The organism is Rhizobium sp. WSM4643 (assembly GCF_025152745.1).
Lineage (GTDB): Bacteria > Pseudomonadota > Alphaproteobacteria > Rhizobiales > Rhizobiaceae > Rhizobium > Rhizobium leguminosarum_I.
The window spans coordinates 129,722-154,755 of the sequence record NZ_CP104040.1; the positions used below are offsets into that span (position 1 = coordinate 129,722).

A 25,034-nucleotide genomic window follows, 5' to 3' on the forward strand; every position below is an offset into this window, starting at 1 on the left:
GGAAACTATTCGCTTTCTCACCCGCAAATCAAGTTCAGCCACCTGCCGAAATGGAAAAAAGCCAGCCGCGGCGGAGCGGATGGCTTTAATTTCATCAGGTCGTCAAATTCAGCCGCGCAGGTCCTTGCGCAGGATCTTGCCGACCGGCGACTTCGGCAGCTCGGTGCGGAATTCGATGAAGCGCGGGCGTTTGTAGTTGGTGAGGTTGGCGATGCAATGGGCTTTCACCTCGGCTTCCGTCAGGTTCGGATCCTTCCTGACGACGAAGAGCTTCACCGCCTCGCCCGAATGTCCGTCCGGCACGCCGATGGCCGCGGCCTCGAGGATGCCGGCATGCATGGCGGCGACTTCCTCGATCTCGTTCGGATAGACATTGAAGCCCGAGACCAGGATCATGTCCTTCTTGCGGTCGACGATCTTGGTGTAGCCGCGTTCGTCCATGAAACCCATGTCGCCCGTGCGGAAGTAGCCGTCCTCGGTCATCGCCCGCGCCGTCTCTTCCGGCTTCTGCCAGTAGCCGGCCATCACCTGCGGCCCGCGGATGCAGATCTCGCCGACCTGGCCGAGCGGCAGCGAATTGCCCTCCTCGTCGCGGATATCGAGGTCGGTGGAGGGAAGCGGCAGGCCGATCGTGCCGGTGAATTCGGGCGAATCGAAGCGGTTGGCGGTGGCAACGGGCGATGTCTCGGAAAGGCCGTAGCCTTCCGTCACCGCCGTGCCCGTCATCTTCAGCCAGCGTTCGGCGACCGGGCGCTGGACGGCCATGCCGCCGCCGAGCGACATGATCAGCGAGGAAAAATCGAGCTTGGCGAAATCGGCATTGTTCATCAGCGCATTGAACAGCGTGTTGAGGCCGGGAAAGATATGCACTTTCGACTTTTCGAATTCCTTGACGAGACCGGGAATGTCGCGCGGATTGGCGATCAGGATATTGTGGGCGCCAAGCGACATGCCCATCAGCGAATTCACGGTCAGCGCAAAGATGTGGTAGAGCGGCAGGGCGCAGAGGAAATTCAGCACCTCCGGCTCCTTCTTGCACTCGAAGGCCGATCGAAGCCAAAGCGACAGTTGCGCCTTGTTGGCAAGCAGGTTCTCATGCGTCAGCACCGCGCCCTTGGCAACGCCCGTCGTGCCGCCGGTATATTGCAGGAAGGCGATATCGCTGCCAACAAGCGTAACCGGCTGAAGCCCCTTTGCCGCCCCTTCGCGCAGCACCTGGCCGAAGCTTTTGTGCTGAGGGATCGACCAGGAGGGAACGAGCTTCTTCACCTTGCGCACGGCGAAATTGACGATCAGCCCCTTCGGCCCCAGCATTTCCCCGAGCGAGGTGACGACGACATGGCGAAGGTCGGTCTTGTTGAGGACCTGCTCCACCGTGCGGGCGAAATTCTCCAGCACGAAGATCGCCTTGGCGCCGGAATCCCGCAACTGGTGTTCGAGCTCGCGCGGCGTATAGAGCGGGTTGACGTTCACCACCACGAGGCCGGCGCGCAGGATGGCGTAGGTCGCGATCGGATTCTGCAGCACATTCGGCATCATCACGGCGACGCGGTCGCCCTTTTGAAGGCCGGTGCTCTGCAGCCAGGCGGCGAGTTTGCGCGTATGGCTCTCCAGCTCGCGATAGCTCATCGCCTTGCCCATGCTGGAAAAGGCAGTCCGGTCGGCGTAACGGGCGCAGGATTTTTCCAGCAGTTCGGCAAGCGAGACATATTCCAGCGGCGGAATCTCTGCCGGAACGACATCGGGATAGGCGGCAAGCCAGGGTTTGTCGGGCTTGGCTCCGTTCGGATGGACGGAAATTCTGTTCATCTGTCTCTCTCCCTTGCCGCCGCCGCCGTCGCCGAGCCGGCAATCGACTGGCCCGCAATTGACTGGAAGAGTCCTCCATCTTCCAGTCCGGCAGCTTATGCCATTGCCTGAACGGTTCAAGCCGAATGAAGCTATACGAACCTTGACGTAAACGTCAACAATTGGACGCCGCGCCATCGTCGGGAGGTGGGGAACTTTGAATCCGCCATGACGTTGATCTTGCATACTCACCATGAGGAACGCCAAAAGGAGGTGCACAATGTTGAACCAGGATACTGACGCCACCCGCCGTGACCCGAATGTCAAGGACACGCATTCGCTGATTGCCAGCGACCGCGTCGAAGGCACCCGCGTTTATGGCGCCGATGGTAAGCATATCGGCTCGATCGAACGCCTGATTATCGGAAAGCTCGATGGCCGTGTCGCCTATGCCGTGCTGAGCTTCGGCGGCTTCCTGGGCATTGGTCACGATCACTACCCGCTTCCCTGGGAAAAGCTGAACTACGACACCCAGCTGGATGGCTATCGCATCGACCTGACCAAGGAGCAGATCGAAGGCGCCCCGAGCTATTCGGACGATGACGACACCTGGTACAACGACAATGGCCGCCGGGTCTATGACTACTACGGCGTGCCGCCCTACTGGAGGTAACGTCGTCCGATAGGCCGAGTTGAAAGGGCTCCGCGGATGCGGGGCCTTTTTGGTGTTTGGTGACGATAGTTACCTCTTGTCGTCTGCGCCGACGACTGCCCCTCACCCTAACCTACCAGGGTCGAGCCACTCGTCTCGACCCGTCCTTCGGACCCCCGTAAAAACGGGGAGAGGGGAAGTGCCCTGCGAGAGGCTGGCGGGGAACCGAGAGGCCGCGGCATATCCCCTTCGCCCCGCGAGCGGGGAGAAGGTGGCGGCAGCCGGATGAGGGGCTTTCCTAGCGCCCTGCGACAAGATCATTGGCCGACCGTAGCACTGTACCGATGACAATGTCATTGACCGAAATAACCTTTGCCGTCTTGACCGCAAACACATGGCTCTCTTCCGGCAGCAGCGTCACCAGCATCGTGTCGACGACGGCATTCGGATCCAGTCGGTCGGCCATCAGGCAAAGTTCCTTGAGGAAGTTTTGCGCCGTCACTTTGACCTCATATCCGCCGTCGATCCCGACGACATCGACCGTAAGCCGTGGTGCCGGCAAGGCAAGCTTGATATCCTCGACGAAATAGTGGAAGGCCCGCCTGTCGAGCATCTCAACGACGATGACCTCGTTCTTCGGTAAGCCAGGAGTGACGATATCCTCGGGCAGCGGAAATTCCTTTGCCTCGAAGCGGTCGCAGAGCAGGCGCCAGAATTCGAATTCGGCAAGCACGGTGCCATCGAGCGTCAAGCGTTTGCCGCTGATCTTCGCCCGCCAGAACAGTGTTCGTTCATTGACCGCAACCGCCGCAAGTCCGCCGGCGCGCGGCTGGATCGTCAGCAGGCGCGGATCATAGGCTGCCTTCAGCGCATACCAGAGCGGCTTGCGGCGTCCGGCCGAATCGAGCGCTGCCCATGAGGTCACCGGCCAGCAATCGTTGAACTGCCAGACGACGGCGCCCTTGCAGATATTCCGATGCGAGCGCATGTGCTCGACGCCGAAGCGGATGGCGCGTGCCTGGTTGAGCTGGGTGGCGAAGTGCCAGTCGTCCATCGTCTTCGGCTCCGGCAGATGGCCGGACAGGCCGCCGATCAGCTTGTCATTGCCTTGGGTTGCCTTCTGATGGTGGAAGACGCCGTTCGATTGTGGCGTCAGTGGCGCGTCGTGCACGCTTTCTTCGATCGTCGCCCAGGCGGCCGGCGCCTGCCAGCCGAATTCGGAGCAGAAGCGCGGGATATAATTGCGGTAGACCTCGTAGCCGACATCGTTCCACACGTCCCAGATATGTTTGCAGCCATGTGCGTCGGCATTGGGTTCGATCTCCATTGAGCCGGAATAGGGGCTGCCGGGATAATAGGGCCGGTCCGGATCGAGTTCGGCTGAGAGTTTCGGCAGCAGGTCGAGATAGTAGCCGAGCCCCCAGCTTTCGCCCGCCTTGATGATCGGCCGCCAGCCCCATTCGTCGAAGCCCCAGATGTTCTCGTTATTGCCGTTCCAGAGGACGAGCGAAGCATGCGGCATCAGCCGCACGACATTGTCGCGCACCTCCGCCTCGACCTCGCTTCTGAGCGGCTCTTCCTCCGGATAGGCGGCGCAGGCAAAGAGGAAATCCTGCCAGACCAGCATGCCGGCCCGATCGCAGGCCTCATAGAATTCGTCGGTCTCGAAGATGCCGCCGCCCCAAACGCGCAGCATGTGGATATTGGCGGCTTTCGCCTCCTCGATCCGCGCGGCATAACGCTCGGCCGTCACGCGCGGGGGAAAACAATCGTCCGGTATCCAGTTCGCCCCGCAGATGAAGAGCGGCACGTCATTGATGACGAAGGTAAAGGCTGACCCATGTTCGTCGGCCGACGTATCGAGCCGCAGGGAGCGGAAACCCAGCTCCCTTTCAAAGCCATCGAGCACATCGTCGCTGGCATCGTCGATCAGCCTGAGCGCCATCGGATAGAGCGGCTGGGCACCGAGATGGTGCGGCCACCAAAGCTGCGGCGAGGGCAGAACAAGCTCGAACGCGACCTCGTCTTCGCCAGGCCCGATCGCCACTGTCGTCGTCACGCCGCCGATTGCGGCGACGAGTCTCAACGCCGTCTTGTCGCCATACCGCGCCAGCCGGGCATGGACCTTGACCAGCCCGTCGCCGCCGGCAAGCGTCGCCGACACCCTGGTTTCGGCAAGGCGTGCCCGGTCCCAGCTTTCCAGCCGGACCGGCTTCCAGAGGCCCGCCGTCACCAGCGTCGGCCCCCAGTCCCAGCCGAAATTGCAGGCCATCTTGCGCATCAGATTGCCCGGTCCCGGATAGTTGTTGGGACGGTAGCCGTAATGTTTTTCCATCTCCGCGCCATAGGCGTAGGCGGAGCGGAAGATGACCGTGAGTTCGTTGGCGCCGGATTTCAGCAATCCCGAAACATCGAAACGATAGGTGCGGTGCATGTTGAAGGTACGGCCGATCTCTTCGCCGTTGAGCGATATCACCGCAACCGTATCGAGCCCCTCGAAGACCAGTTCCTGCACCCTGGCATCGTCAGGCATCGCCTCGAAGCTGCAGCGATAGGTCCAGTCGGTCTTGCCGATCCAGTCGTTGGTGATCTCGTTGACGTCGATATAGGGATCGGGAATCAGCCGATTGGCGAGAAGGTCGAGATGCACGCAGCCCGGCACCGCCGCGGGGATTGCAGCCGGCAGCCCGGGCCTTGCTGTATCGTTACAGGAGAGCGTCCAGCCGGAATTGAGCGCAGTCTTTTCGATCATGGCGGGCTCCTGAATGATGCCGCTTGAAGCTGTGGGATTATCTAGGATTGGAACGTATCGGGCGTTCGGCGTCAGATGCCTCAGAGAAACCGGCCGTGGCGCTGCATCACCTCGATCTTGTAGCCATCGGGATCGCTGATGAAAAAGAACAGGCCGAAGAGCTTGCCGTCGCGGTTGAGCTCCACCAGTTCACCGGGCTTCAGCCCGAGCTTTGACAGCCGCTCGCGCTCGACCGCCACCTCTTCGACGGAGACGGCGAGATGGCCATAGGCATTGCCGGGATCGTATGGCGCGGTCCGGCCCTTGTTGACGGTCAGTTCAAGCTCGAAGCCGGTCTCGGCATTGCTCATATAGATCAGCGTGAAGGTTTCGAAATCGACGCGGTCGGCGACCGAAAGACCGAATGCCCTCTCGTAGAATTCGACGGAGCGCGCCTCATCGAGAACGCGGATCATGGAGTGGATCATTTTCGCCAAGTCTGCCTCCCATTCCACCACAGCGCCGCGCGTCTTTTTAGACGCGCAAAGGACGCTGTAGCACTTTGAATTGCTGCGGCAGTCTTGGTACCCGTCCTTTTACGCCGCGCGCAAGCCGATTCTTCGGGTAATCGCCGCTTCGACGAGACCCATGGCGTCATACATCAGCACCGCCATCAGGCCGACGATCAGGCCGCCCTGTAGGATGAAGGCGGTATTGTCGGAGATCAGCCCGGCGATGATGACCTCGCCGAGGCCCTTTGCCGCAACCGTCGAGCCGATCGTCGCCGTGCCGATATTGATGACGGTCGCGACCTTCAGCCCCTCGAGGATCAGCGGCAGGGCCAGCGGCAGCTCGACGCGAAACAGTCGCTGTGTGCCGTTCATGCCCATGCCGTCGGCAGCATCGAGAACCTGCGGCGAAACCTGCTTCAGCCCGGCGACGGTGTTTTCGAAGATCGGCAGCAGGCCGTAGAGAAAGAGCGCAATCAGCGTCGGCATGGCGCCGAAGCCGGTCGCGGGAACGGCGAGCGCCAGCACCGCGACCGGCGGAAAAGTCTGCCCGGCATTGGCGATGGCGCGCGACAGCGGTAGGAAGTCAGCCCCGCTTTCCCGCGTCACGAAGATGCCGCCGATAACGGCAAGCACGGCGCTGCCGACGATCGAGCCGATTACCAGCTGCAGATGGCCGGCGGCCAGCGAGGCAAGGCTGTTCTGCGTATAGACGGCGGGCGCATTGTTGCTGGTCAGCGGCGTGAGCACGAAGGAAAGCCACTCCGTCCTGAACAGCAGGATCAAGAGCAGGGCCAGCGCCGCCAGGCGGAAGAGATTGGCGACAACGAGTTTCATGCCTTGCGGCCCAGTTCGAGAAGCCGCGTCATTGAGATCGATCCCACAGGCGCCTTTTGCGCATCCTGCACCGCCGCCTCGTCGACCCCCTGCCAGATCATCTCAGCCAAAGCGTCGCGGAGACTGAGCGACTGCGGCAGGGCATATGCGAGACCGTTCTTGGCCGGCTCCATGCTTTCCTTCAGCGGCAGCAGCGACATCAGCTTCAGCGCCCGGTCGGAAGTGCCGGTCAATTGCTGCACGAAGGGATCGGCGGGTTCGGTGAGGATCTTTTCCGGCGTCGAGCATTGCAGCAACCTGCCCTCGCTCATCACTGCGATCTGGTTGCCGAGATGAAAGGCCTCGTCCATGTCGTGGGTGACGAGAATGACCGTGGTGCCGAACTGCTTCTGGATCGCCAAAAGGTCGTCCTGCGCCTTGCCGCGGATGACCGGATCGAGCGCGCCGAAGGGCTCGTCCATCAACAGCAATTCCGGTTCGGCCGCCAGCGCCCGGGCGACGCCGACGCGCTGCTGCTGGCCGCCGGAGAGCTGGTGCGGATATTTGTCGGCAAATGTTGCCGGATCGAGGTTGAAGAGCCCGAGCAGTTCCTCGACCCGTTTGGCGATACGCGTCGAATCCCAATCGAGAAGCTGCGGCACCGTGGCGATATTCTGCGCCACGGTGCGGTGCGGAAAAAGGCCGTGCCCCTGGATCGCATAGCCGATCTTGCGGCGAAGCTCGGTCACCTCAACATCCATCACGTTCTGCCCGCCGACGAAGATTTCACCCTCGGTGATCGGCACCAGCCGGTTGATCATCCGCATCAGCGTCGATTTGCCGGAGCCCGACGTGCCGACGATGACGGTGATCTCACCCTTCTCGACGCTCATCGAAACGTTGTCGACGACAGTGGCCACGCCATAGCGCTTGGTGACGTTCCTGATCTCGATCATGGTCATGCGGCAGATCCCCGGATGCTTTCGATGACCGCATCGAGGATGACGGCCGATGAGAAGGCGAAGAAGACGGTCGGCACGGCGCCGAGCAGGACGAGGTCCATGGCCGTCTGGCCGAGCCCTTGGAAGATGAAGATGCCGAAGCCGCCGCCGCCGATCAGCGCGGCGATCGTCACCATGCCGATCGCCTGCACCAGCACGATGCGGATGCCGGTGAGGATGACGGGAAAGGCAAGCGGCATGTCGATGCCGGTCAGGATCTGCAAGCGCGTCAGCCCCATGCCGGCCGCAGCGTCCCGCACCGATGGATCGACGCCCTGAAGGCCGACGACGGTGTTGGCGACGATCGGCAGCAGCGAATAGAGCACGAGCGCGATCAAGGCAGGCGCCGTGCCGATGCCGCGAATGCCGATCGCGGCGGCGAGCGGCACATGGGTGGCGAGATAGCCGAGCGGCAGCATCAACAGGCCGAAGAGCGCCAGACTTGGGATCGTCTGGATGAGGCTGAGGCCCTGCAGCACGATGGCGCGCAGCTTCGGCACCCAGAAGCAGAGGATGCCGAGCGGCAGGCCGAGAACAATGGCGATGGCAAGTGAGCCGAACGCCAAGAGCAGATGCGAGATCGCCTCCGTCTCGAACTGCGGAGCCCGCGTCGAGAATTCCTTCATGATCGAAAGGCTGTCGAGCAGGCCGGAGGAGAGCAAGATCAAGAGCAGCGTCGTATAGGCGGCAAGGGCTGCGATCCGCATCCAGGGCGCCAGGCGGATCTTCACCAGCGCATCGGATATGACGAGGCCGATCACCGCAAACAGCACCCAGAAGCCGCCGCCGGGCGTCATGCGCGCCACCGTGCTGCCGGGCGGCGTTGCCGCGGTCGAGACGAGGCCGATCGCAACGATCAGCGCCGCAAGGCAGAGTGTGGCGATGATAAGCCGCGCGATCGCATGGCGTAAGAACAGCGTGGCGAAGGCGGTGAGAAGGAGAAGCACGGTCAGGACGATGACGGAAGGCTGGGGAAGAAGCTGCATCAGCAGCATCGGCTTGCCGGCGGCGATGCGGTTTGCCTTCACATAGATGAAGGGCATCAGTGCAGTCGCCGCGATGCCGACGGCCACCAAAACCACGCCGAGCCGGTCCAGCTTGCGGACCGCTAAGGTTTCTTCCATCAAATCAACCCTGTCTGGCCAACATCAGCCCAACCTTATCAGCAAAGGAGGCTCCGCCCGCAATCGGGCGGAGCGGGCAATGGTTACTTCAGGAAGCCTTTTTCCTTGAGATAGGCTTCGGCGACGGACTTTGCCGGCTCGCCATCGACCTGGATCTTGGCATTGAGCTTACGCAATTCGTCGGCGGTCAGGCTCTTGAAGATCGGCGAGAGCACTTCCTCGATCTTCGGATTGGCCTTCAACACCTCTTCGCGGATGATCGGCGTCGGGGCATAGACCTGCTGCACGTTCTTGTCGTCTTCGAGAACGGTCAGTTGGGCCGCTTCGATCGCGCCGTCGGTGCCGTAGACCATGGCGGTGTTGACGCCGTTCGTCTGGTCGGCGGCCGCCTTGATCGTTGCCGCCGTGTCGCCGCCGGAAAGAACGACCATCTGGTCGGGCTTCAGCTGGAAGCCGTAGGTCGTCTGGAAGGCGGGAAGCGCGCCGGCCGAATTGACGAATTCGGCAGAGGCGGCAAGCTTGGCGGCACCGCCGCCGGCAACCCATTTGCCGAAGTCCGTCAGGCTCTTCAGCTTGTTCGGGCCGGCGACGTCGCTGCGCACGGCGAGCGCCCAGGTGTTGTTGGCAGGCGACGGTGTCAGCCAGACGATCTTGTTGGCATCGTAATCGAGCTTCTTCGCCAACTCATAGCCCTGGTCGATGTTCTTCCACGCCGCGTCATCGGCCTTGTTGAAGAAAAAGCCGGCATTGCCGGTATATTCGGGATAGATGTCGATTTCGCCTGATGTGATCGCCTTGCGCACCACAGGTGTCGCGCCAAGCGCGATGCGGTCCTGCGTCTTGATGCCGTTCGCTTCGAGAGCGAGCGCAATGACGTTGCCGAGCAGCGTGCCTTCCGTGTCGATCTTCGACGAGACGACGACGTCGGCGGCATGGGCCGCGCCCACCGCGAAGGCGGAGAGCGAAACGGCAAGTGCGAGTTTCTTCAGCATGGAATATCCCCTTGTTAAACACCATTGAATGAGGCCCAAGCCCTTGGCGGAGGCTTGCGCGCAGGAAAATCCGCCGGCGAGGGCGGTGAGCCCGCCATCATGCCGGAATTGCGTGCGTGATGGAAATAGCGTGCATGCCCGAAAAATCGATGCAAGGCCCCTCCAGTATTTGCGGTCACGGCATGATTATCGCGGCGAATGCACCTCCGCGCGCGGAAACGCATTCCCTTTTCCAAGGCCGGCGCGATTTGTTTTTGTCCCCTTGCGTGTTTCCACGATATTCCCGGGCTCTGTTGCGGATTCCCGCCGCCCGGATTTTTCTATGATCGAATGATAGCCGGCCTCTCCGGAAGCAGGGATATCTTTTTTCATGAACACATCATATCGTCCGGTTTTTCCAGCGCTTTCCGGAGTTGACCGTTTGCATCTTGGTGCCCTGTTCATTGCAAGCCATGTCCTGACCTCCGGTTCGGTCCGCGAGACCGCGCGGCGCTTCCAGCTGTCGCCCTCCACCGTCTCGGCGGCAATCCATAATCTCGAGACCGAACTGGCGATGAAGCTGACGGAACGTGCCTCCGGCGAGCTGGCGACGCTGATTGCGAGCGGCAGGGTGCTGGAAGGCTTGGAGCCGATCATGGCTGCGATCGGTGAGCTCGGTCAATGGGCCGGTCACGACGGCGCCGGCGCCGAGATCGACGAGGCGTGGGCATCCCGCATTCCCGTCAAGATCGTCACCATGGAGCGTTTTCTGGAGGTTGCCGACCAAGGCAGCATCAACCGGGCCGCTCGCCGCCTGCGCCTCGGTCAGCCGCAGCTTTCGCTTCAGCTTGCCAATCTTGAGAAATTTATGAGCCATCGCCTGTTCGAGCGGCAGGCGCAGGGGTCGGTCCTGACGGAGGAGGGCAGGCGCGCCTACCTGATCTTCATGGCGATCAGCCAGGCGTGGAACGATCTCAAATCGTCGGCCGATGAGCGTTATCGGCGTACCGCCCGGTCGCTGCGCATCGGTTCGATCATCCCGACCGGATCGGAAAGCTGGGTGGCCCGCTGCCTGGGCACGCTGGTTTCGGAATGGAATCTGCGCCGCAACAACAACGCGATTTCGCTGGTCTCGATGACCGCCGACGATCTGCGCGAGGCGCTGAAGAGCGGCCGCATCGATGTCGCTATCCTGGATTCGGTCTTCGGGCTGGAAAACTTCCGCCATCGCGAATTGCTGCAGACCGACATGGTGGTGATCGCACCGCCTGATAGCGACGAGACCAGCGTCGCTGATCTCGTCGCCGGCCACCCGATCTGCATGCCGAGCCTGCGCACCGGCCTCGGCCATGCGGCCATGGCCTTCAACTATGAGCGCGCGCCAAACCGGCGCCTGCGCGGCCAGGATATCACCGCGGCGGATTCGCTGCCTGTCATCGTCGACCTCGTCGCCAATCACGGTTACGTCTCCTTCCTCGGCCGGGTCAGCGCCATGCCGATCGCCGACAAGGTGCGTATCGTCGATCTCGACGAGCATCTGCCGATGTCTTATCACGTCGCCTTCAACCATCGCAAAGCCGCCGCCGATGCCTGCACAATGATCATCGAGGCGGCGGCGAGAATTACGTCGGAATCCGTCGTACGAACCATAAGGCCGGCGGATGCCGGAGCCAGGGAGACTGCAGCGTGACGATCTTGCTTGAGGTATGCGTGGACAGCGCCGAGGGCCTCGCCGCCGCGATCGAAGGTGGCGCCGGGCGCATCGAACTCTGCTCGGCGCTGGAACTCGGCGGCTTGACGCCGCTGCCGAGCCTGATGCGGATCGCCGCCAGGGCCTCCATTCCGGTCTACGCGATGATCCGCCCCCACGCCGGCCCCTTCATCTTCGACGGGGCAGACGAGGAGGCGATGATGATCGATATCGATGCCGTGCGTGCCGCTGGCCTTGCCGGCGTCGTCATCGGCGCCAACCGGCCGGATGGTACGCTCGACATGCCGTTGATCCACCGTTTGAAGGTGCATGCGGCCGGCCTCGGCTCGACGCTGCATCGCGCTTTCGATCTGGTGCCGGATGCCGATCAGGCGCTGGAGCAGGCGATCGAACTCGGCTGCGAACGCATCTTGACCTCCGGCTGCGCGCTGAGGGCGGTAGACGGTCTCGACACGCTGAAGCGTATTTCGGCAAAGGCGGCCGGCCGCATCGCCATCATGCCCGGCAGCGGCATCCGCCCCGCCAATGTCGGCGAGATCTTGCAGGCGACCGGCGCCCGCGAGGTCCACGGTTCCTGCAGCTCGCCGGTCGAAAGCACCGATCCACGCGCCGTCGCCTTCGGCTTCGAGGCGAGGAGTATGAACAAGACGGATGTCGCTATTGTCAGGGAGATGCGCAGAGCGATTGAGGCGGCGGGTTAGCCCGACTGCGGGAGAAGGGATATGCCGCAACATCTCGATTCCCTCTTCTCCCCAGCGGGGAGAAGGTGCCCGTAGGGCGGATGAGGGGGCCGGCGAAGCCGGTCTTTCCCAACTTCCATGCGGGGGTTCACCAGCTCGTGTTGTCTCAGGGCGTTGCAGTCGGCGTCGCGGGATAGGTTATGATGGGAGGGGTGGTGCCGTGTGGCCCCCTCATCCGCCTGCCGGCACCTTCTCCCCGAGGGGAGAAGAGGATATGCCGCGCCCTATCCGTTCCCCGCTCGCTCTCGCAAGGCACGCCCGGTAGGGTGAGGGGCAGCCACAAGCGCGAACCGGACAGCCGTGGTCTCGAACAGAACTCAGCCGCTTCTGATCGTTCCCGAAATTGCCCTAGCCACCAATACTGATCACAGCCTTGATCAGCCCGTTCTTCTCATGCGCCCAGCGCGCGAGATCGCGCGGTGCATCGGCAAGCGTCGTGCGGTGAGTGATGAGCTTGTCCACCGGCACCAGCCCTTTGACGATCGAATCCACCACATGCTCGAAATCGACGCGGGTGGCGTTGCGGCTGCCGATCACCATCATCTCGCGCTTGTGGAATTCGGGATCGGAAAAGCGGATATCGTCCTTGACGACGCTGACCAGCACCAGTGCGCCGCCATGGGCGACGAAGGAGAAGGCCTTCTCCATCGAAGGGCCATAACCCGTCGCGTCGAAGACAACGTCGAAACCGTCGCCATTGGTCTTTTCCCGGACGGTCTCCGCTGTCGCCTCGTTGGCAACGATGCCGGAGGTGAAGCCGAAGCGCTCGGATGCCATCTGCAGCCGCTCCGCGCTGGTGTCGAGCAGCGTCACCTCATGGCCGGCGATGCGCGAGAAGATCGCCGCCCCAAGCCCGATCGGCCCGGCGCCGATCACGAGCGCCCGCGCTCCGGGGTCGGTCATCGAACGGCGCACCGCATGGGCGCCGATTGCCAGAAATTCGGTCGTCGCCGCCGCTTCGAGGCTTAAGCCCTTGGCGGCATAGAGGTTCTCGGCCGGAACCGAAATCTCCTCGCAGAAGGCGCCGTCGGTATGGACGCCGAGCACCTTGATGTTGGTGCAGCAATTCGGCTTGCCCTGGCGGCAGGCGATACATTGCCCGCAGGAGAGATAGGGATTGACGATAACGGGACTGCCGACTGCGATAGTGACCCCGGCGCCCGCTTCCAACACCGTTGCCGAGATCTCATGCCCCATCACCCGGGGATATTCGAGGAAGGGATGTTTGCCCTCGAAGATGTGGTAATCGGTGCCGCAAATGCCGACATGGCTGACGGCAAGCCGCACCCAGCCGGCGGCGGGAGCCGCTGGCGAAGGACGCTCGACGATATCGAGCACGCCGGGCTCCCGGCAAAGAACTGCTTTCATGACGGGTCTCGCATTCTTCGAAAGGAGGAAGCCGGTTTGTCTGGCCGGCTCGCGCCGATGTGGCGCCGTATCGAAAACATCTGCCCCTCACCCTAGCCCTCTCCCCGTAAAAACGGGGAGAGGGGACGTGCCAAACGGGATGCTGGCGAGGGACGGAGAGGTTTGCGGCATATCCCCTTCTCCCTGTCAGAACGGGGAGAAGGTGCCGGCAGGCGGATGAGGGGCAGGCGGCGCTCTCCCGGGCAGACGCCGATCTCCCGCTCGCCGCTCAATTGCTCCGGCGGCGGCGCAGCTGGTCGAAGAACACGATCACGATGATCAGCAGACCGGTGATGATGCGCTGCCAGAAGGAATTGACGTTCAGAAGGTTCGCGCCGTTGTTGATGGTGGCGAGAATGAAGGCGCCGATCAGCGGGCCATGCACCGAGCCGACCGCGCCGAACAGGCTGGTGCCGCCGATGACCGACGAGGCGATCGCCTGCAGTTCCCAGCCGTCGGCCTGCGTCGCATTGCCGATCGCGATGCGCGAGGCAAGCAGCACGCCGACGAAGGCGGCGAAGGAGGCAGACAGGATATAGGCAAGATAGATCATACCCTTGACGTTGACGCCGGAAAGGCGCGCCGCTTCGGCATTCGAGCCGACCGCAAAGAGATAGCGGCCCCAGCGGCTCAGATGCAGAAAGATGAAGGAGGGAACCGCCACCAGGATGACCATCCAGAACAGGCTGGGAATACTGAGCAGATCGGCGCGGGCGAAATTGCTGAAACCCTCATTGGTGATGCTGATCGTCGAGCCGTTGGTGATCAGCAGGCCGATGCCGCGCAGCGATGTCAGCGTTGCCAGCGTGATGATGAATGGCGGCAGGCCCATATGCACGATGCCGAAGCCATGGAAGCCGCCGATCGCCACGCCCATGAGCAGCGTCAGCACGATCGCCGCCCAGAGCGGCACGCCCGCCTGTAGCAGCCAGGCGATGATGACGGTGCAAAAACCGACGATGGCGCCGACCGAAAGGTCGATGCCGGCGGTGATGATGACGAAGGTCTGGCCAAGCGAGAGAATTGCCGTCATCGCACCCTGACGCAGCAGGTTGGAGATGTTGAGCGGCGTCCAGAAGCTGACGGTAAAGATGCCGAGCAAGACCCAGAGGAAGAGCAGCAGGCCGATCAGCGTCAGGCCGAACAGGATGTTCATTTTCCGGCGCGGCGGCGGCGCGACGATTTCGGTGGGGGTAGCAGTCATGAATTTTCTCCCTCTTATTCTTTTGGCTCAGACGCCGATCGCTTCGCTGAGCACTTCTTCATGCGTCGCCGCGTGGAAATCATGGCTGGCGACGATTTTGCCGGCGCGGAAGACGTGCAGCCGGTCGGCCAGTTCGTAGACCTCAGGCAGATAGGAGGAGATCAGGATGATGCCGGCGCCCTCCTTCAGAAGCTTGGCGAAGAGCCGGTAGATTTCCGCCTTGGTGCCGACATCGACGCCGACGGTAGGCTCGTCGAAGATGAAAAGCCTTGCGCCATGGCTCAGCCACTTGCCGATGACGATCTTCTGCTGATTGCCGCCCGACATGCTGGAGGCCGGAACGCGCCGGCTCGGCGTCTTGATGCTGAGATTGCGGATCTGCCTGTCGGCATTGGCCGATTCGCGCGTGTGATTGATCACCGGCCCGTGGCTCAGCCGCCCGAACACCGGCAGATTGATGTTGAGGCCGATCGACAGGTTGAGGCAAAGTCCCTGGTCGCGCCGGCTTTCCGGCGCCAGCGCAATGCCAAGCTCCATCGCCGTGCGTTCGTTGCGGATATCGACAGGCTTGCCCATCCATTGGACATCGCCTGATGTCGTCGGCTGGCGGCCGTAGAGCCCGAGCGCGAATTCGCTGCGCCCGGCGCCGATCAGGCCATAGAGCCCGACGATCTGTCCTGCCTTGACGCTCAGCGATACGTCTTCGAAACCCGGGCCACTCAGGCCGTTGACCTGGACGATCGTCTCGCCGATCGCAATCTCTTCCTTGTGGTAGATCTGTTCGATCGAGCGGTTGATCATCAGTGCGATCAGTTCGGCGTCGTTGGTCTCGCCGATCAGGCGCGTGCCGACATGCGTGCCGTCGCGCAGCACCGAGACACGGTCGGCAAGCTCGAACACTTCCTCCATGCGGTGGCTGATATAGACGATGGTGACGCCTTCGCCCTGCAGGCGGCGGATCAGCTTGAAAAGCTGCGCCGATTCCTGACGTGTGAGATAGGCTGTGGGTTCGTCGAAGATCAAAAACTGCGTGCCGCGCATGGCCGCGCGCGCCGTCGCCACCAGCTGCTGCTGGCCAATCGTCAGCGAACTCAACAGCGCTCCTGCCGGAAGGCCGAAGCCGAGATCGTCGAGCACGGCCTGCGCCATCTTCACCATCTGCTTCTTGCGCATCAGACCGTAGCGGTTGACCTCGTCGCCGAGGAAGAGGTTGGCGGCAACGGTCAGGTGCCGGCAGAGCACGACTTCCTGGTGAACGGCGTTGATGCCGCGCGCGATTGCCTCGTTCGGCGTCGACAGCGCTACCGGCTGGCCGCACCACAGCACCTCGCCGGCCGTGCGGGTGATGACGCCTGTCAGCAATTTGATGAGGGTGGATTTGCCGGCGCCGTTTTCCCCGACGATGGCGTGGATTTCGCCGGCGAGAAAGGTCAGCGTCGCTGGCTTCAGCGCCTGCACATGACCGTAATTCTTCTGCAAGCCCTTGAGTTCAAGGATAGGCGATCCGGCGGGAATTCGATTGGCTTCTTTCAGCGTGGCGCTGTCATCATGGCGATGACTGACCTCTTCCAGTCCGATCATGGGACCTCTCCTCCTTATGTCGCGTCTGCTCTCCATCCAGCGCAAAACATAGCACGGATGGAAAAGGCCGCGCCGGTTTTTGAATCCGGCGCGGCCTGTCTGTCTTCGTTACTTGATCTTCGGGTTCAGCAGCGCGTCGATCTTCGGATCGGCCATAGTCGCCTTGGTGACGAGGTTTGCGCCGGTATCCACATTTGCCGGGACCTTCTCGCCCTTGGAGACGGCAAGAGCGGTCTTGATACCGTCATAACCCATGCGATAGGGGTCCTGAACGACGAGACCCGCAATCGCACCATCCTTGAGGAAGCCGACCGTCTTGTCGTCGCTGTCGAAGCCGATGACCTTGATCTTGTCGCCGAGCTTGTTTTCAGCGATCGCCTGGCCGACGCCCTGTGCCATGATCAGGTTCGAGGCGAAGATACCGACGAGGTTCGGGTTTGCCGTGATCAGGTCGGTCATCATGTTGAGGCCGGTCGTTGCCTGGCCATCACCATACTTGTCGGCAATGACCTTCAGGCCCGGATGTTTGGTCTTCACCTGATCCAGGAAGCCTTCGCGGCGCTGTTCCAGCGAGCCGACGCCCGGAAGATTGGTAAGGATGACGACTTCGCCCTCTTCCTTGCCGGTCATTCCCTTGATGGCGGCAGCCAGACCATCGGCTGCGATGCGGCCGCCCTGAACGTTGTCGGTCGTCAGGAACGACTTGAACGCCTTGGAGTCGGCGCCGGAGTCGATGCCGATGATCGGAACCGACTTGGCCGCTTCATCGATCGGCTTGCCGAGCGCCTTGAATTCGGTCGGCGAAATGACGATGGCGGCCGGCTTGCCGGCAACGGCGTTCTCCAGAATGCTGATCTGGCCGTTGATGTCGGATTCGGCCTGTGCGCCGAGTTCCGGCACCTTGACGCCGAGATCCTTGCCGGCCTTGCGGGCGCCCGCCAGAACGATCTGCCAGTAGAACGACGTCGTGTCCTTGACGATGATCGGGATCGTCACATCGGCGGCAAACGACGGTGCCGGCATCGCCGTGGCGATAACTGCGGCACCTGCGAGCGCGGTAAAGGCGCGGCGGGACAGAAGGGATTTCACGATACTCATAAGGGTTCTCCTCTCAGGGTGCGTTCTCCTCCAAATAAATCGGCCGCTGAACGCAGGCGGACGATTTTTATCGATAAAAAACATTTGCCGATTGAAGCTAGCCGAGGCGCAATCAAATTGCAAGAGCGCCAAACCGGCTTTTTTTCTTTGGTAAACTCCCGCCAAGCAACTGATTTTATTTCAATACCGCGATACCCTAAAATAGGGATCAGGCTTGATCGACCTCGTGCGGATGGACGACGCCCTTTTTCAAAATCAGGTTGCCGTACAGCCGGAATTCCGTCGTCGCGACGATATAGGCGGCCTTGCGGGCCATCGCGTAGAAAGCAAAGCGTTCGACCGGCACGATGCGGAAATCGCCGGCGCGACGCGTCACGATCTCCTGGAACTCGGCGCAGACCTCGGGCATCGCATCGGGATCGCCGACCACCTCCATCCGCCACACCGCTTCCGGCACGAAAGTGTCGAGCGGCATATGGGTCAGGATGGCCTCGGCCATCGCGGTGGCGCTGACGCCGTCGGCGCGGATGACCGGCGGGCCCATCGAGCCCGAGGGAAAATTGGCGTCCGATATGACGATGTCGTCGCCATGTCCCATGGTCTTCAGCGCATGGAGCAGGTCGGGGCCAAGCAGCGGATGAATACCCTTGAGCATATAATCTCTCCTCAGACTCGGACGGCTTCGGCGCCGAGCGGCGGCGCGACCAGCGTATAGGGTTCGAATTCGGCATAGATCTCGTCGGCAAGCGGCGGCTCGACGATCTCCATGTTGCGCGTCAGGCTCGACGGCTTGGCTGTGCCGATCAGCACCGATGCGACGATCGCCTCACGCAGCGGAAATTGCAGGGCGGGAGCAGCGAGCGGCACCCCGTGGCGTTTGGCGATCGCCTCCATCGCGCCGACCTTGGCAAGCACGTCGTCATCGGCCGGCATATAGTCGAAATGCGAACCCGGCACCGGGCCGGTGGCGAGAATGCCGGAGTTGAAGACACCGCCGACGACGAGCGAGGTGCCCTTCTCTCGGCAGAGCGGCAGCAGTTCGGCGACGGCCGAGCGGTCGAGCAGCGTGTAGCGGCCGGCCATCAGGATGCAGTCGAGATCGGAATGGCGCATGACGTCGAGGCAGACGGGTACTTCGTTGACGCCGAGGCCGAAGGCGGAGATCGCGCCAGACGACTTGAGTTCCTCCAGCGCCTTCACGCCGGAATCGAGAAACTGTTTCTGGTGGACCGCATTCTTCGCCGCGCCATGGGTATAGACGCCGAGATCGTGCACATAGAGAATATCGATGCGGTTGAGGCCGAGGCGCGCATAGCTGAACTCGACCGAGCGCATGATGCCGTCATAGGAATAGTCGTAATCGGCATCGAAGGAGAGAGGATTGACATAGCTGTAGTCGGGCACGGTGCCGGTCGGCACCGGCCGAAGCAGCCGGCCGACCTTGGTGGAAAGCACGTAACTGCCATCCGGCTGGTCGCGCAGGAAATCGCCGACCCGCCGCTCGGCAAGGCCGAGCCCATACCAGGGCGCCACGTCGAAATAGCGGATGCCGCTGTCCCAAGCCGCCTGCAGCGTCTCCATTGCCTGCTCGCGCGGGCAGTCGCGGTAGAGACCGCCGAGTGCGGCCGCACCGAAACTGATTTCAGTCACCTCCAGCTTGGTCTTGCCGATCCGTCTCGTCTTCATCATTCCTCCTCACGAAGAAGCTGAACTATTTGGAGCAATCCCAGGAAAAGTGTGAAGCGGTTTTCCGTCCGGGATTGCGTACTTCAAATCAATCCCAGGAAAAGTGTGAAGCGGTTTTCCGACCGGGATTGCGTACTTCAAATCAATCCCGGGAAAAGTGTGAAGCGGTTTTCCCAGGAATTGCGTAAAAACAAAGATTATAGCGTCGCACCAAGATGCCACGGCACGAATTCATTGTCGCCGTAGCCGAAGATCTCGCTCTTGGTCTTCTTGCCCGAGGCGGTATCGACGATCAGATCGAAGATCTCGCGGCCCTTGCCGCTGATCGTCGCGTCGCCCGTGGCGATCGTGCCGCAATCGATGTCCATATCCTCTTCCATCGAGGCATAGAGCGCCGAATTGCTGGAAAGCTTCAGCGACGGCGCCGGCCGGCAACCGAAGCAACTGCCGCGGCCAGTGGTAAAGGCGATCATATTTGCCCCGCCCGCCACCTGCCCGGTCGCCGAAACCGGGTCGTAGCCTGGTGTGTCCATGAAGACGAGGCCGGGGGCCGTGACACGCTCGGCGTAACCATAGACCGCGGTCAGCGGCGAGCGCCCACCCTTGGCGACCGCGCCGAGCGACTTTTCGAGGATGGTCGTCAGCCCGCCGCGCTTGTTGCCCGGCGACGGGTTGTTGTCGAGCGAGGCGCCGTGCAGGGCGACATAGTCCTCCCACCAGGCGATTTTCTCGTCGAGCTTCTTTGCCACCTCGTCGCTGACGGCGCGGCTGCGTAGGAGGTGTTCTGCACCATAGATTTCCGAAGTCTCCGACAGGATCGCCGTGCCGCCGGCCGCCGCCAGCAGGTCGGCCGCGACACCCAGCGCCGGATTGGCGGTGATGCCGGAAAAGCCGTCAGAGCCGCCGCATTGCAGGCCGATGATGATCTCGCCGATCGACATCGGCACGCGTTTTTCCTTGCCGACATCGGCGGCGATTTCGCGCAGCATGCCCATGGCGCGCTCGACCGCGCGGCGCGAACCGCCGGCATCCTGGATGTTGAAATGCCGCTTCGAGGCGCCCGCCCCACTCTGACCGTAGAGCGTCAGCTGGTTGACCTCGCAGCCGAGGCCGATCATCAGCACGCCGCCGAAATTCACATGTCTTGTGTAGCCGGCGAGCGTCCGGTGCAGCACGTTCATGCCGTCGCCGGTCGAGCTCATGCCGCAGCCCTGGTCGTGCACGATCGGCACAAAACCGTCGATGCCTTCATAATGCGGCAGGATCGTCCGATTGGCCTCGTCGGCGATGGCCCGACAGACCGTGGTGGAACAGTTCACGCTGGCGATGATGCCGATATAGTTGCGTGTCGCCGCCCGTCCGTCGGCGCGACGATAGCCCATGAAGGTGCGCCCCACGTCGTCGACCGTCGCCGCTTCCGGCGCCGAATTGGCGGTCGCCGCCAGCCGGTCGTTTTCGAAATGCAGGTTGTGGCTGTGCACATGGTCGCCGGCCTTGACCTCGGCCGTGGTGCGGCCGATTGCCTGCCCGTATTTCACCACGGGTGACTCGAGCGGAATATCCGCTATCGCCACCTTATGGCCGGGGTCGATCTTCTCACGGGTCTGAATGCCGGCAACCGTCGAACCCGGCGCGATTGCCGCCGTTGCGACCGCGACATTGTCGCCAGCCGAAAGGATGATCCAAGGCAGTTTGTCCAAGTCTCTATCTCCCTAGAGCATGATGCCGAAAAGTGTCAGCGATTTCGGACGACTTCATGCTCTAACTCTTTAATTTAGAACAGGATTCAGATTTTCAGGCCATCCCACCTAAAATCATCCTGTTCTAGCGAAACGCTCGCTGCATCGGCGAATGCGCATTGATTTTGTTTTTTATCTACAATAAACATTTTCAAGTCAACGGGAATATTGATCCTGTGGACGAGGGAGGCAATGAGCCGCAGGCGACCGGAACTAAGCTAAAGGTCGTTTGAACAAGCCCCGGTCTGTTCTGCCCTGCTTTGAAGCGGGCGACGGCCACGAGGGCGGAAAGCGGGGTCTGGTGGCAAGGCAGAATACGGTTTTCAAGGAAGCCTACAACAGGTATGCCGCAGCGCTGCGCAGGGATAGCGCACTGCCCTCGGAGCCGGAGATCGCCGCCCAGCTCGGCGTCAGCCGCTCGACGGCGCGCGCCATCCTGACGCGGCTCAGCGAAGAAGGCATCATCCGCTGGAACAAGCGCCAGAAGATCGTGCTGCGCCAACCCACCGACCATGACCTCTTTCCCTCCGAAGAAACCGACTCTCTCCATGATATCATCGAGCGCAGCTTCATGCAGCGCATCCTTGCCGATGATGCCGCCCCCGGCATGCAGATCAACGAGCTGGAGCTCGCCCGCGAAATCGGCACCGGCACAACAAGCGTGCGCGAATTCCTGATCCGCTTCTCCCGCTTCGGCCTCATCGAGAAACGGCCGAACAGCCACTGGACGCTCAAAGGCTTCACCCGCGAATTCGCCCTCGAACTTGCCGATGTGCGCGAGATGTTCGAGCTGCATTCCGCCGCCGAATTCGGCCGGCTTCCCAGGGATAATCAGAGCTGGGCCGATCTTGCCACTATCCGCGACGAACATCACACCATGCTTGCCGACATCAACCACCGCTTCAAGGATTTTTCCGTTCTCGACGAGCGCTTCCACTTGCTGATCCACCGCGCCTCGAAGAACCGCTTCATCGCCGATTTCTACGACGCCATCGCCATCGTCTTCCACTATCACTACCAGTGGAACAAGACCGCCGCCCGCGCGCGCAATGAGCGAGCCATCCACGAACATCTGGATTATATCGCAGCGCTGGAATCCGGCGATCAGGCGGCGATCGAAACCGCCTGCCGCGCGCATCTGCATTCCGCCCGCCAGACCCTGCTGCAATCCCTGCCGCAGATCGCGACGGAGAGCGCGTGAGGGGAGCCCACCATGAAACATTTCGGTATGTAAGCCGTTATCGCTGGCATGGCCGACGCTAAACTCAATCCGACATCGGTCGACGGTACCGAACCGCACGGTGCCGATAAGACACGCCAGGAGACGGCATCGGCTGTCGAGGTCGGGCCGCCGCCCAATGTCACTGAACCCGATCCGGAGTTGACGCCTGAGGAGGCTGAGCAGGCGCGCAAGCGGTATTTGCTCAAGCGCTTCTGGATTAGCGCGCGCCGTTACTGGGGTCGTCGCGGTGACAGGTTTGCCTGGCCGTGCTCGATCGGGCTGCTGGCGATGATCTGCATGAATGTCGGCTTCCAGTATGGGATCAATCGCTGGAACCGCGGGATATTCGACGCCATAGAGCGACATGATGCCGGCACTGTCTATTACCTCAGCGGCGTCTTCGTGCCGCTCGTGCTCGGAAGCGTCATCCTGGTCACCGCACAAGTCTATGTCCGCATGATGATCCAGCGCCGCTGGCGTTCCTGGCTCGCGACCGCAGTCATCGCGCGCTGGCTTGCAAACGGCCGATATTATCAGCTGAACCTCATCGGCGGCGATCACAAGAACCCCGAGGCGCGCATCTCGGAGGATCTGAGGATTGCTACCGAATCCCCCGTCGATTTCATCGCCGGTGTCATCGCTGCATTTCTCTCGGCCTCGACCTTCATCGTGGTGCTGTGGACGATTGGCGGTGCTTTGACGCTGCCGATCGGGGCGGCAACCATCACCATCCCTGGCTTTCTCGTCGTGACCGCGGTCCTGTACGCGGTGATCACCTCAAGCGTGATCGCGGTGATCGGCCGTCATTTCGTGCAGGTCTCCGAGGTCAAGAACCAGGTAGAGGCCGAATTTCGCTACACGCTGACGCATGTGCGGGAAAACGGCGAGAGCATCGCGCTTCTCGGCGGCGAGGAGGAGGAACGCAACGACCTCGACAAGACCTTTCGCAATGTGCTGAAGCAATGGGCGCTGCTGGCCCGCCAGCACATGCGCACGACATTTGTCTCGCACGGGTCGATGCTGATTGCGCCCGTCGTGCCGGTCCTGCTTTGCGCGCCGAAATTTCTCGAAGGCAGCATGACGCTGGGAGAGGTCATGCAGGCGGCCTCAGCCTTCGCCATCGTCCAGAACGCCTTCGGATGGCTTGTTGATAATTACCCGCGTCTTGCCGATTGGAATGCCTGCGCGCGGCGCGTCGCTTCGCTGATGATGTCGCTCGACGGGCTGGAGCGTGCCGAACAGAGCGATTCGCTCGGGCGCATCAAGCATGGTGAAACCGAAGGCGAGGCGATGCTCAGCCTCAACGATCTCTCCGTGTCGCTAGACGACGGCACCGCCGTGGTCACGGAAACCCGGGTCGAGATCGAGCCCGGCGAGCGGGTGCTCGTCGCCGGTGAATCCGGGTCGGGCAAGAGCACGCTGGTGCGGGCCATCTCAGGTCTCTGGCCGTGGGGCGGCGGCAGCGTCGATTTCCGCGCCGACAGGCGATTGTTCATGTTGCCGCAACGGCCCTATATCCCTTCCGGGACGCTTGGCCGTGCCGTCGCCTATCCAGGCGCCGCCGATAGCTGGCCGCTGGATGAGATCAAGTCGGCCCTCGACAAGGTGGGACTGGATTATCTGAAGGACAGGATCGAGGAAGAGGCGCCGTGGGACCAGACCTTGTCGGGCGGCGAAAAGCAGCGGCTCGCCTTTGCGCGTCTCCTGCTGCACCAACCCGATATCATCGTGCTGGATGAAGCAACCTCGGCACTCGATGAGAAGAGCCAGGACAAGATGATGCAGATGGTGATCGATGAATTGCCTGAGGTCACCATCATCAGCGTCGCGCATCGCGCCGAGCTGGAAGCCTTTCATAGCCGCAAGATCACGCTCGAGCGGCGCGAGGGCGGCGCAAAGCTGGTCAGCGATATCGATCTTATCAAGCGCACGAGAAAACCGAACCTGCTGTCACGCGTTCTGGAGAACCGCCGCTCCCCACCGAAAGGCAGCACGACCGCGAGCAATGCGCCGCAGCCTCAGAACGGAAAATGAAGTCGGCTTGGTCACAAAATCATCAATCGCGCAGCGGAGACTCCGCGCTTGCAATCTGATCCAGATTTTCGATCAGCCGCTTGAGCAGATCGACAAGTTGTCCCGCTTCCGCATCTGTGAAGCCGGTCAATGCCTCACGATTGCCCCGGAACAAGGCTATGATTGCCTCAGGCATGCGTTCCTGCGCGGTTTTCGTCAGCACGATGCGGCTGCTGCGACCGTCAGCCGGGTCGGGCGTGCGCTCGATCAGGCCATCCCTCTCCATGCGTGCGAGCATCTGCGCCATCGGCGGTTGCTCGACCCTGGCAAAGCGGGCGAGGTCGCGCTGCGTGCTGGCCTTGCCATCTTGCAGCGCTACCAGGACGGGCAACTGGCCGACACCGAAGCCGAGCGGTTTAAGGCGTGACTCGCTGAGGCGGATAAACCCCCGCGCCGCAAGACTGATGAGATGCCCCGGCGTTGAAAGCGCGTCTTCATTCATTTCCGTCCCCCTTGCCTGCGCTTGACCGCGAGATATATATGTACATATGTATCTTGATGTGCGGCGTGAGACAATGTCATTTCGATGCCGCCCAGCAAATAGTTCAATCTCCATTGAGGAAACGACATGTCTAAAAATGACGTCGAAATGATCAAGCGCATCTATGCCAGCTTCAATGCCAGAGACATTGACGCTGTCCTGGCCGTTCTTTCCGATGATGTCGCCTGGGCCAACGGCATGGAGGGCGGCCATATCAATGGCCGTGAGGCCGTGCGCGACTATTGGACACGCCAGTGGGCTGTCATTAGTCCCCACGTCGAGCCGGTCGCATTTGAAGAAACGCCAGATGGCGCCGTCGCTGTCGAGGTAATCCAGTCGGTCTTTGACCTCGATGGCCGGCCACTGGAAAATCAAAGTCATGGCCTGAAGGACAAGACCGTGACGCATGTCTTTCGCATGCAAGGCGACAAGATCGTCCGCTTCGATATCCGGGATGCCTTCGGCAGCGGAGCGGTCTGATCCTGATCGAGGAGGCTCCC

At 61.8% G+C, this 25,034-nt stretch carries 22 protein-coding genes; 6 read left to right on the plus strand and 16 right to left on the minus strand.

Features of this window, described 5'->3' with window-relative positions; genetic code table 11:
- Positions 1–108 precede the first annotated feature (108 nt).
- Positions 109–1,809: a long-chain fatty acid--CoA ligase gene (locus N1937_RS00675; protein ID WP_260057204.1), complete on the minus strand. Its 1,701-nt coding sequence runs from the start codon at positions 1,807–1,809 to the stop codon at positions 109–111.
- 259 nt (positions 1,810–2,068) lie between these two features.
- Here N1937_RS00675 and N1937_RS00680 point away from each other — a divergent pair, with 259 nt between their 5' ends.
- On the plus strand, positions 2,069–2,461 hold the full coding sequence (locus tag N1937_RS00680) for a PRC-barrel domain-containing protein (protein WP_222296538.1): 393 nt from the start codon (positions 2,069–2,071) through the stop codon (positions 2,459–2,461).
- Between the two features lie 277 nt (positions 2,462–2,738).
- Here the strand turns inward: N1937_RS00680 and N1937_RS00685 are convergent, their stop codons facing one another.
- The 7 genes from N1937_RS00685 to N1937_RS00715 all read right to left on the minus strand — a co-directional run bounded on the left by N1937_RS00685 (position 2,739) and on the right by N1937_RS00715 (position 9,985).
- Positions 2,739–5,192: a glycoside hydrolase family 2 protein gene (locus N1937_RS00685; RefSeq protein WP_260057205.1), complete on the minus strand. Its 2,454-nt coding sequence runs from the start codon at positions 5,190–5,192 to the stop codon at positions 2,739–2,741.
- Positions 5,193–5,272: 80 nt separating this feature from the next.
- Complete coding sequence (locus N1937_RS00690) at positions 5,273–5,668, minus strand: VOC family protein (RefSeq protein WP_017966834.1); 396 nt, start codon at positions 5,666–5,668, stop codon at positions 5,273–5,275.
- Between the two features lie 99 nt (positions 5,669–5,767).
- Positions 5,768–6,517, minus strand: a complete 750-nt coding sequence (locus N1937_RS00695) for an ABC transporter permease (RefSeq protein ID WP_162117023.1) — start codon at positions 6,515–6,517, stop codon at positions 5,768–5,770.
- On the minus strand, positions 6,514–7,458 hold the full coding sequence (locus tag N1937_RS00700) for an ABC transporter ATP-binding protein (RefSeq protein ID WP_162117022.1): 945 nt from the start codon (positions 7,456–7,458) through the stop codon (positions 6,514–6,516). The genes N1937_RS00695 and N1937_RS00700 overlap by 4 nt, the downstream gene beginning before the upstream one ends.
- Positions 7,455–8,621: an ABC transporter permease gene (locus N1937_RS00705; protein ID WP_260057206.1), complete on the minus strand. Its 1,167-nt coding sequence runs from the start codon at positions 8,619–8,621 to the stop codon at positions 7,455–7,457. The genes N1937_RS00700 and N1937_RS00705 overlap by 4 nt, the downstream gene beginning before the upstream one ends.
- 83 nt (positions 8,622–8,704) lie before the next feature.
- Positions 8,705–9,613 carry a glycine betaine ABC transporter substrate-binding protein OsmF gene (gene osmF, locus N1937_RS00710; protein ID WP_162117020.1) on the minus strand — a complete coding sequence of 303 codons (909 nt, stop codon included), beginning with the start codon at positions 9,611–9,613 and terminating at the stop codon, positions 8,705–8,707.
- Between the two features lie 186 nt (positions 9,614–9,799).
- On the minus strand, positions 9,800–9,985 hold the full coding sequence (locus N1937_RS00715) for an acetyltransferase (RefSeq protein WP_260057207.1): 186 nt from the start codon (positions 9,983–9,985) through the stop codon (positions 9,800–9,802).
- Between the two features lie 49 nt (positions 9,986–10,034).
- On the opposite strand from N1937_RS00715, the gene N1937_RS00720 reads away from it, so the two are divergent.
- Both N1937_RS00720 and N1937_RS00725 read left to right on the plus strand, forming a co-directional pair.
- Positions 10,035–11,282, plus strand: a complete 1,248-nt coding sequence (locus tag N1937_RS00720) for a LysR family transcriptional regulator (RefSeq protein ID WP_260059030.1) — start codon at positions 10,035–10,037, stop codon at positions 11,280–11,282.
- Positions 11,279–12,004: a copper homeostasis protein CutC gene (locus tag N1937_RS00725; RefSeq protein ID WP_260057208.1), complete on the plus strand. Its 726-nt coding sequence runs from the start codon at positions 11,279–11,281 to the stop codon at positions 12,002–12,004. The genes N1937_RS00720 and N1937_RS00725 overlap by 4 nt, the downstream gene beginning before the upstream one ends.
- 387 nt (positions 12,005–12,391) lie before the next feature.
- Here the strand turns inward: N1937_RS00725 and N1937_RS00730 are convergent, their stop codons facing one another.
- The 7 genes from N1937_RS00730 to N1937_RS00760 all read right to left on the minus strand — a co-directional run bounded on the left by N1937_RS00730 (position 12,392) and on the right by N1937_RS00760 (position 20,719).
- Positions 12,392–13,411, minus strand: a complete 1,020-nt coding sequence (locus N1937_RS00730; protein WP_260057209.1) for a zinc-binding alcohol dehydrogenase family protein — start codon at positions 13,409–13,411, stop codon at positions 12,392–12,394.
- Between the two features lie 268 nt (positions 13,412–13,679).
- Positions 13,680–14,654, minus strand: a complete 975-nt coding sequence (locus N1937_RS00735; protein ID WP_017966843.1) for an ABC transporter permease — start codon at positions 14,652–14,654, stop codon at positions 13,680–13,682.
- A gap of 27 nt (positions 14,655–14,681) precedes the next feature.
- Positions 14,682–16,235 (minus strand): sugar ABC transporter ATP-binding protein, encoded by a 1,554-nt coding sequence (locus N1937_RS00740; protein ID WP_017966844.1) that lies wholly within the window; start codon positions 16,233–16,235, stop codon positions 14,682–14,684.
- Positions 16,236–16,343: 108 nt separating this feature from the next.
- The gene (locus tag N1937_RS00745; protein WP_260057210.1) at positions 16,344–17,333 is read right to left on the minus strand and encodes an ABC transporter substrate-binding protein; all 990 of its coding nucleotides are present in this window, start codon (positions 17,331–17,333) and stop codon (positions 16,344–16,346) included.
- A gap of 208 nt (positions 17,334–17,541) precedes the next feature.
- Entirely contained in the window at positions 17,542–17,988 is a 447-nt protein-coding gene (locus tag N1937_RS00750) for an RbsD/FucU family protein (RefSeq protein ID WP_017966846.1), read from the minus strand.
- Between the two features lie 11 nt (positions 17,989–17,999).
- The gene (locus tag N1937_RS00755) at positions 18,000–19,019 is read right to left on the minus strand and encodes an aldo/keto reductase (protein ID WP_222296229.1); all 1,020 of its coding nucleotides are present in this window, start codon (positions 19,017–19,019) and stop codon (positions 18,000–18,002) included.
- A 197-nt stretch (positions 19,020–19,216) separates the two neighbouring features.
- Positions 19,217–20,719 carry a UxaA family hydrolase gene (locus N1937_RS00760; RefSeq protein ID WP_260057211.1) on the minus strand — a complete coding sequence of 501 codons (1,503 nt, stop codon included), beginning with the start codon at positions 20,717–20,719 and terminating at the stop codon, positions 19,217–19,219.
- Between the two features lie 340 nt (positions 20,720–21,059).
- On the opposite strand from N1937_RS00760, the gene N1937_RS00765 reads away from it, so the two are divergent.
- Both N1937_RS00765 and N1937_RS00770 read left to right on the plus strand, forming a co-directional pair.
- On the plus strand, positions 21,060–21,959 hold the full coding sequence (locus N1937_RS00765) for a GntR family transcriptional regulator (RefSeq protein WP_017966849.1): 900 nt from the start codon (positions 21,060–21,062) through the stop codon (positions 21,957–21,959).
- A 48-nt stretch (positions 21,960–22,007) separates the two neighbouring features.
- Entirely contained in the window at positions 22,008–24,014 is a 2,007-nt protein-coding gene (locus tag N1937_RS00770) for an ABC transporter ATP-binding protein/permease (RefSeq protein WP_260057212.1), read from the plus strand.
- 22 nt (positions 24,015–24,036) lie between these two features.
- On the opposite strand, the gene N1937_RS00775 is transcribed toward N1937_RS00770, so the two are convergent.
- Positions 24,037–24,495, minus strand: coding sequence for a MarR family winged helix-turn-helix transcriptional regulator (locus N1937_RS00775; protein WP_260057213.1), 459 nt, complete (start codon positions 24,493–24,495; stop codon positions 24,037–24,039).
- A gap of 126 nt (positions 24,496–24,621) precedes the next feature.
- Between N1937_RS00775 and N1937_RS00780 the strand changes: the two genes are divergently transcribed.
- Positions 24,622–25,014, plus strand: coding sequence for a nuclear transport factor 2 family protein (locus N1937_RS00780; RefSeq protein WP_222296239.1), 393 nt, complete (start codon positions 24,622–24,624; stop codon positions 25,012–25,014).
- Positions 25,015–25,034: the final 20 nt, after the last annotated feature.

What these genes read in the sequence shown, in the direction of transcription:
- N1937_RS00705 (WP_260057206.1), bottom strand. Translation starts at nt 8,621, where the DNA reads ATGGAAGAAACCTTAGCGGTCCGCAAGCTGGACCGGCTCGGCGTGGTT.
- N1937_RS00750 (WP_017966846.1), bottom strand. Translation starts at nt 17,988, where the DNA reads ATGCTCAAGGGTATTCATCCGCTGCTTGGCCCCGACCTGCTCCATGCG.
- N1937_RS00745 (WP_260057210.1), bottom strand. Translation starts at nt 17,333, where the DNA reads ATGAGTATCGTGAAATCCCTTCTGTCCCGCCGCGCCTTTACCGCGCTC.
- N1937_RS00680 (WP_222296538.1), top strand. Translation starts at nt 2,069, where the DNA reads ATGTTGAACCAGGATACTGACGCCACCCGCCGTGACCCGAATGTCAAG.
- N1937_RS00755 (WP_222296229.1), bottom strand. Translation starts at nt 19,019, where the DNA reads ATGAAGACGAGACGGATCGGCAAGACCAAGCTGGAGGTGACTGAAATC.
- N1937_RS00675 (WP_260057204.1), bottom strand. Translation starts at nt 1,809, where the DNA reads ATGAACAGAATTTCCGTCCATCCGAACGGAGCCAAGCCCGACAAACCC.
- N1937_RS00700 (WP_162117022.1), bottom strand. Translation starts at nt 7,458, where the DNA reads ATGACCATGATCGAGATCAGGAACGTCACCAAGCGCTATGGCGTGGCC.
- N1937_RS00775 (WP_260057213.1), bottom strand. Translation starts at nt 24,495, where the DNA reads ATGAATGAAGACGCGCTTTCAACGCCGGGGCATCTCATCAGTCTTGCG.
- N1937_RS00740 (WP_017966844.1), bottom strand. Translation starts at nt 16,235, where the DNA reads ATGATCGGACTGGAAGAGGTCAGTCATCGCCATGATGACAGCGCCACG.
- osmF (WP_162117020.1), bottom strand. Translation starts at nt 9,613, where the DNA reads ATGCTGAAGAAACTCGCACTTGCCGTTTCGCTCTCCGCCTTCGCGGTG.
- N1937_RS00770 (WP_260057212.1), top strand. Translation starts at nt 22,008, where the DNA reads ATGGCCGACGCTAAACTCAATCCGACATCGGTCGACGGTACCGAACCG.
- N1937_RS00685 (WP_260057205.1), bottom strand. Translation starts at nt 5,192, where the DNA reads ATGATCGAAAAGACTGCGCTCAATTCCGGCTGGACGCTCTCCTGTAAC.
- N1937_RS00695 (WP_162117023.1), bottom strand. Translation starts at nt 6,517, where the DNA reads ATGAAACTCGTTGTCGCCAATCTCTTCCGCCTGGCGGCGCTGGCCCTG.
- N1937_RS00730 (WP_260057209.1), bottom strand. Translation starts at nt 13,411, where the DNA reads ATGAAAGCAGTTCTTTGCCGGGAGCCCGGCGTGCTCGATATCGTCGAG.
- N1937_RS00715 (WP_260057207.1), bottom strand. Translation starts at nt 9,985, where the DNA reads ATGAAAAAAGATATCCCTGCTTCCGGAGAGGCCGGCTATCATTCGATC.
- N1937_RS00780 (WP_222296239.1), top strand. Translation starts at nt 24,622, where the DNA reads ATGTCTAAAAATGACGTCGAAATGATCAAGCGCATCTATGCCAGCTTC.
- N1937_RS00735 (WP_017966843.1), bottom strand. Translation starts at nt 14,654, where the DNA reads ATGACTGCTACCCCCACCGAAATCGTCGCGCCGCCGCCGCGCCGGAAA.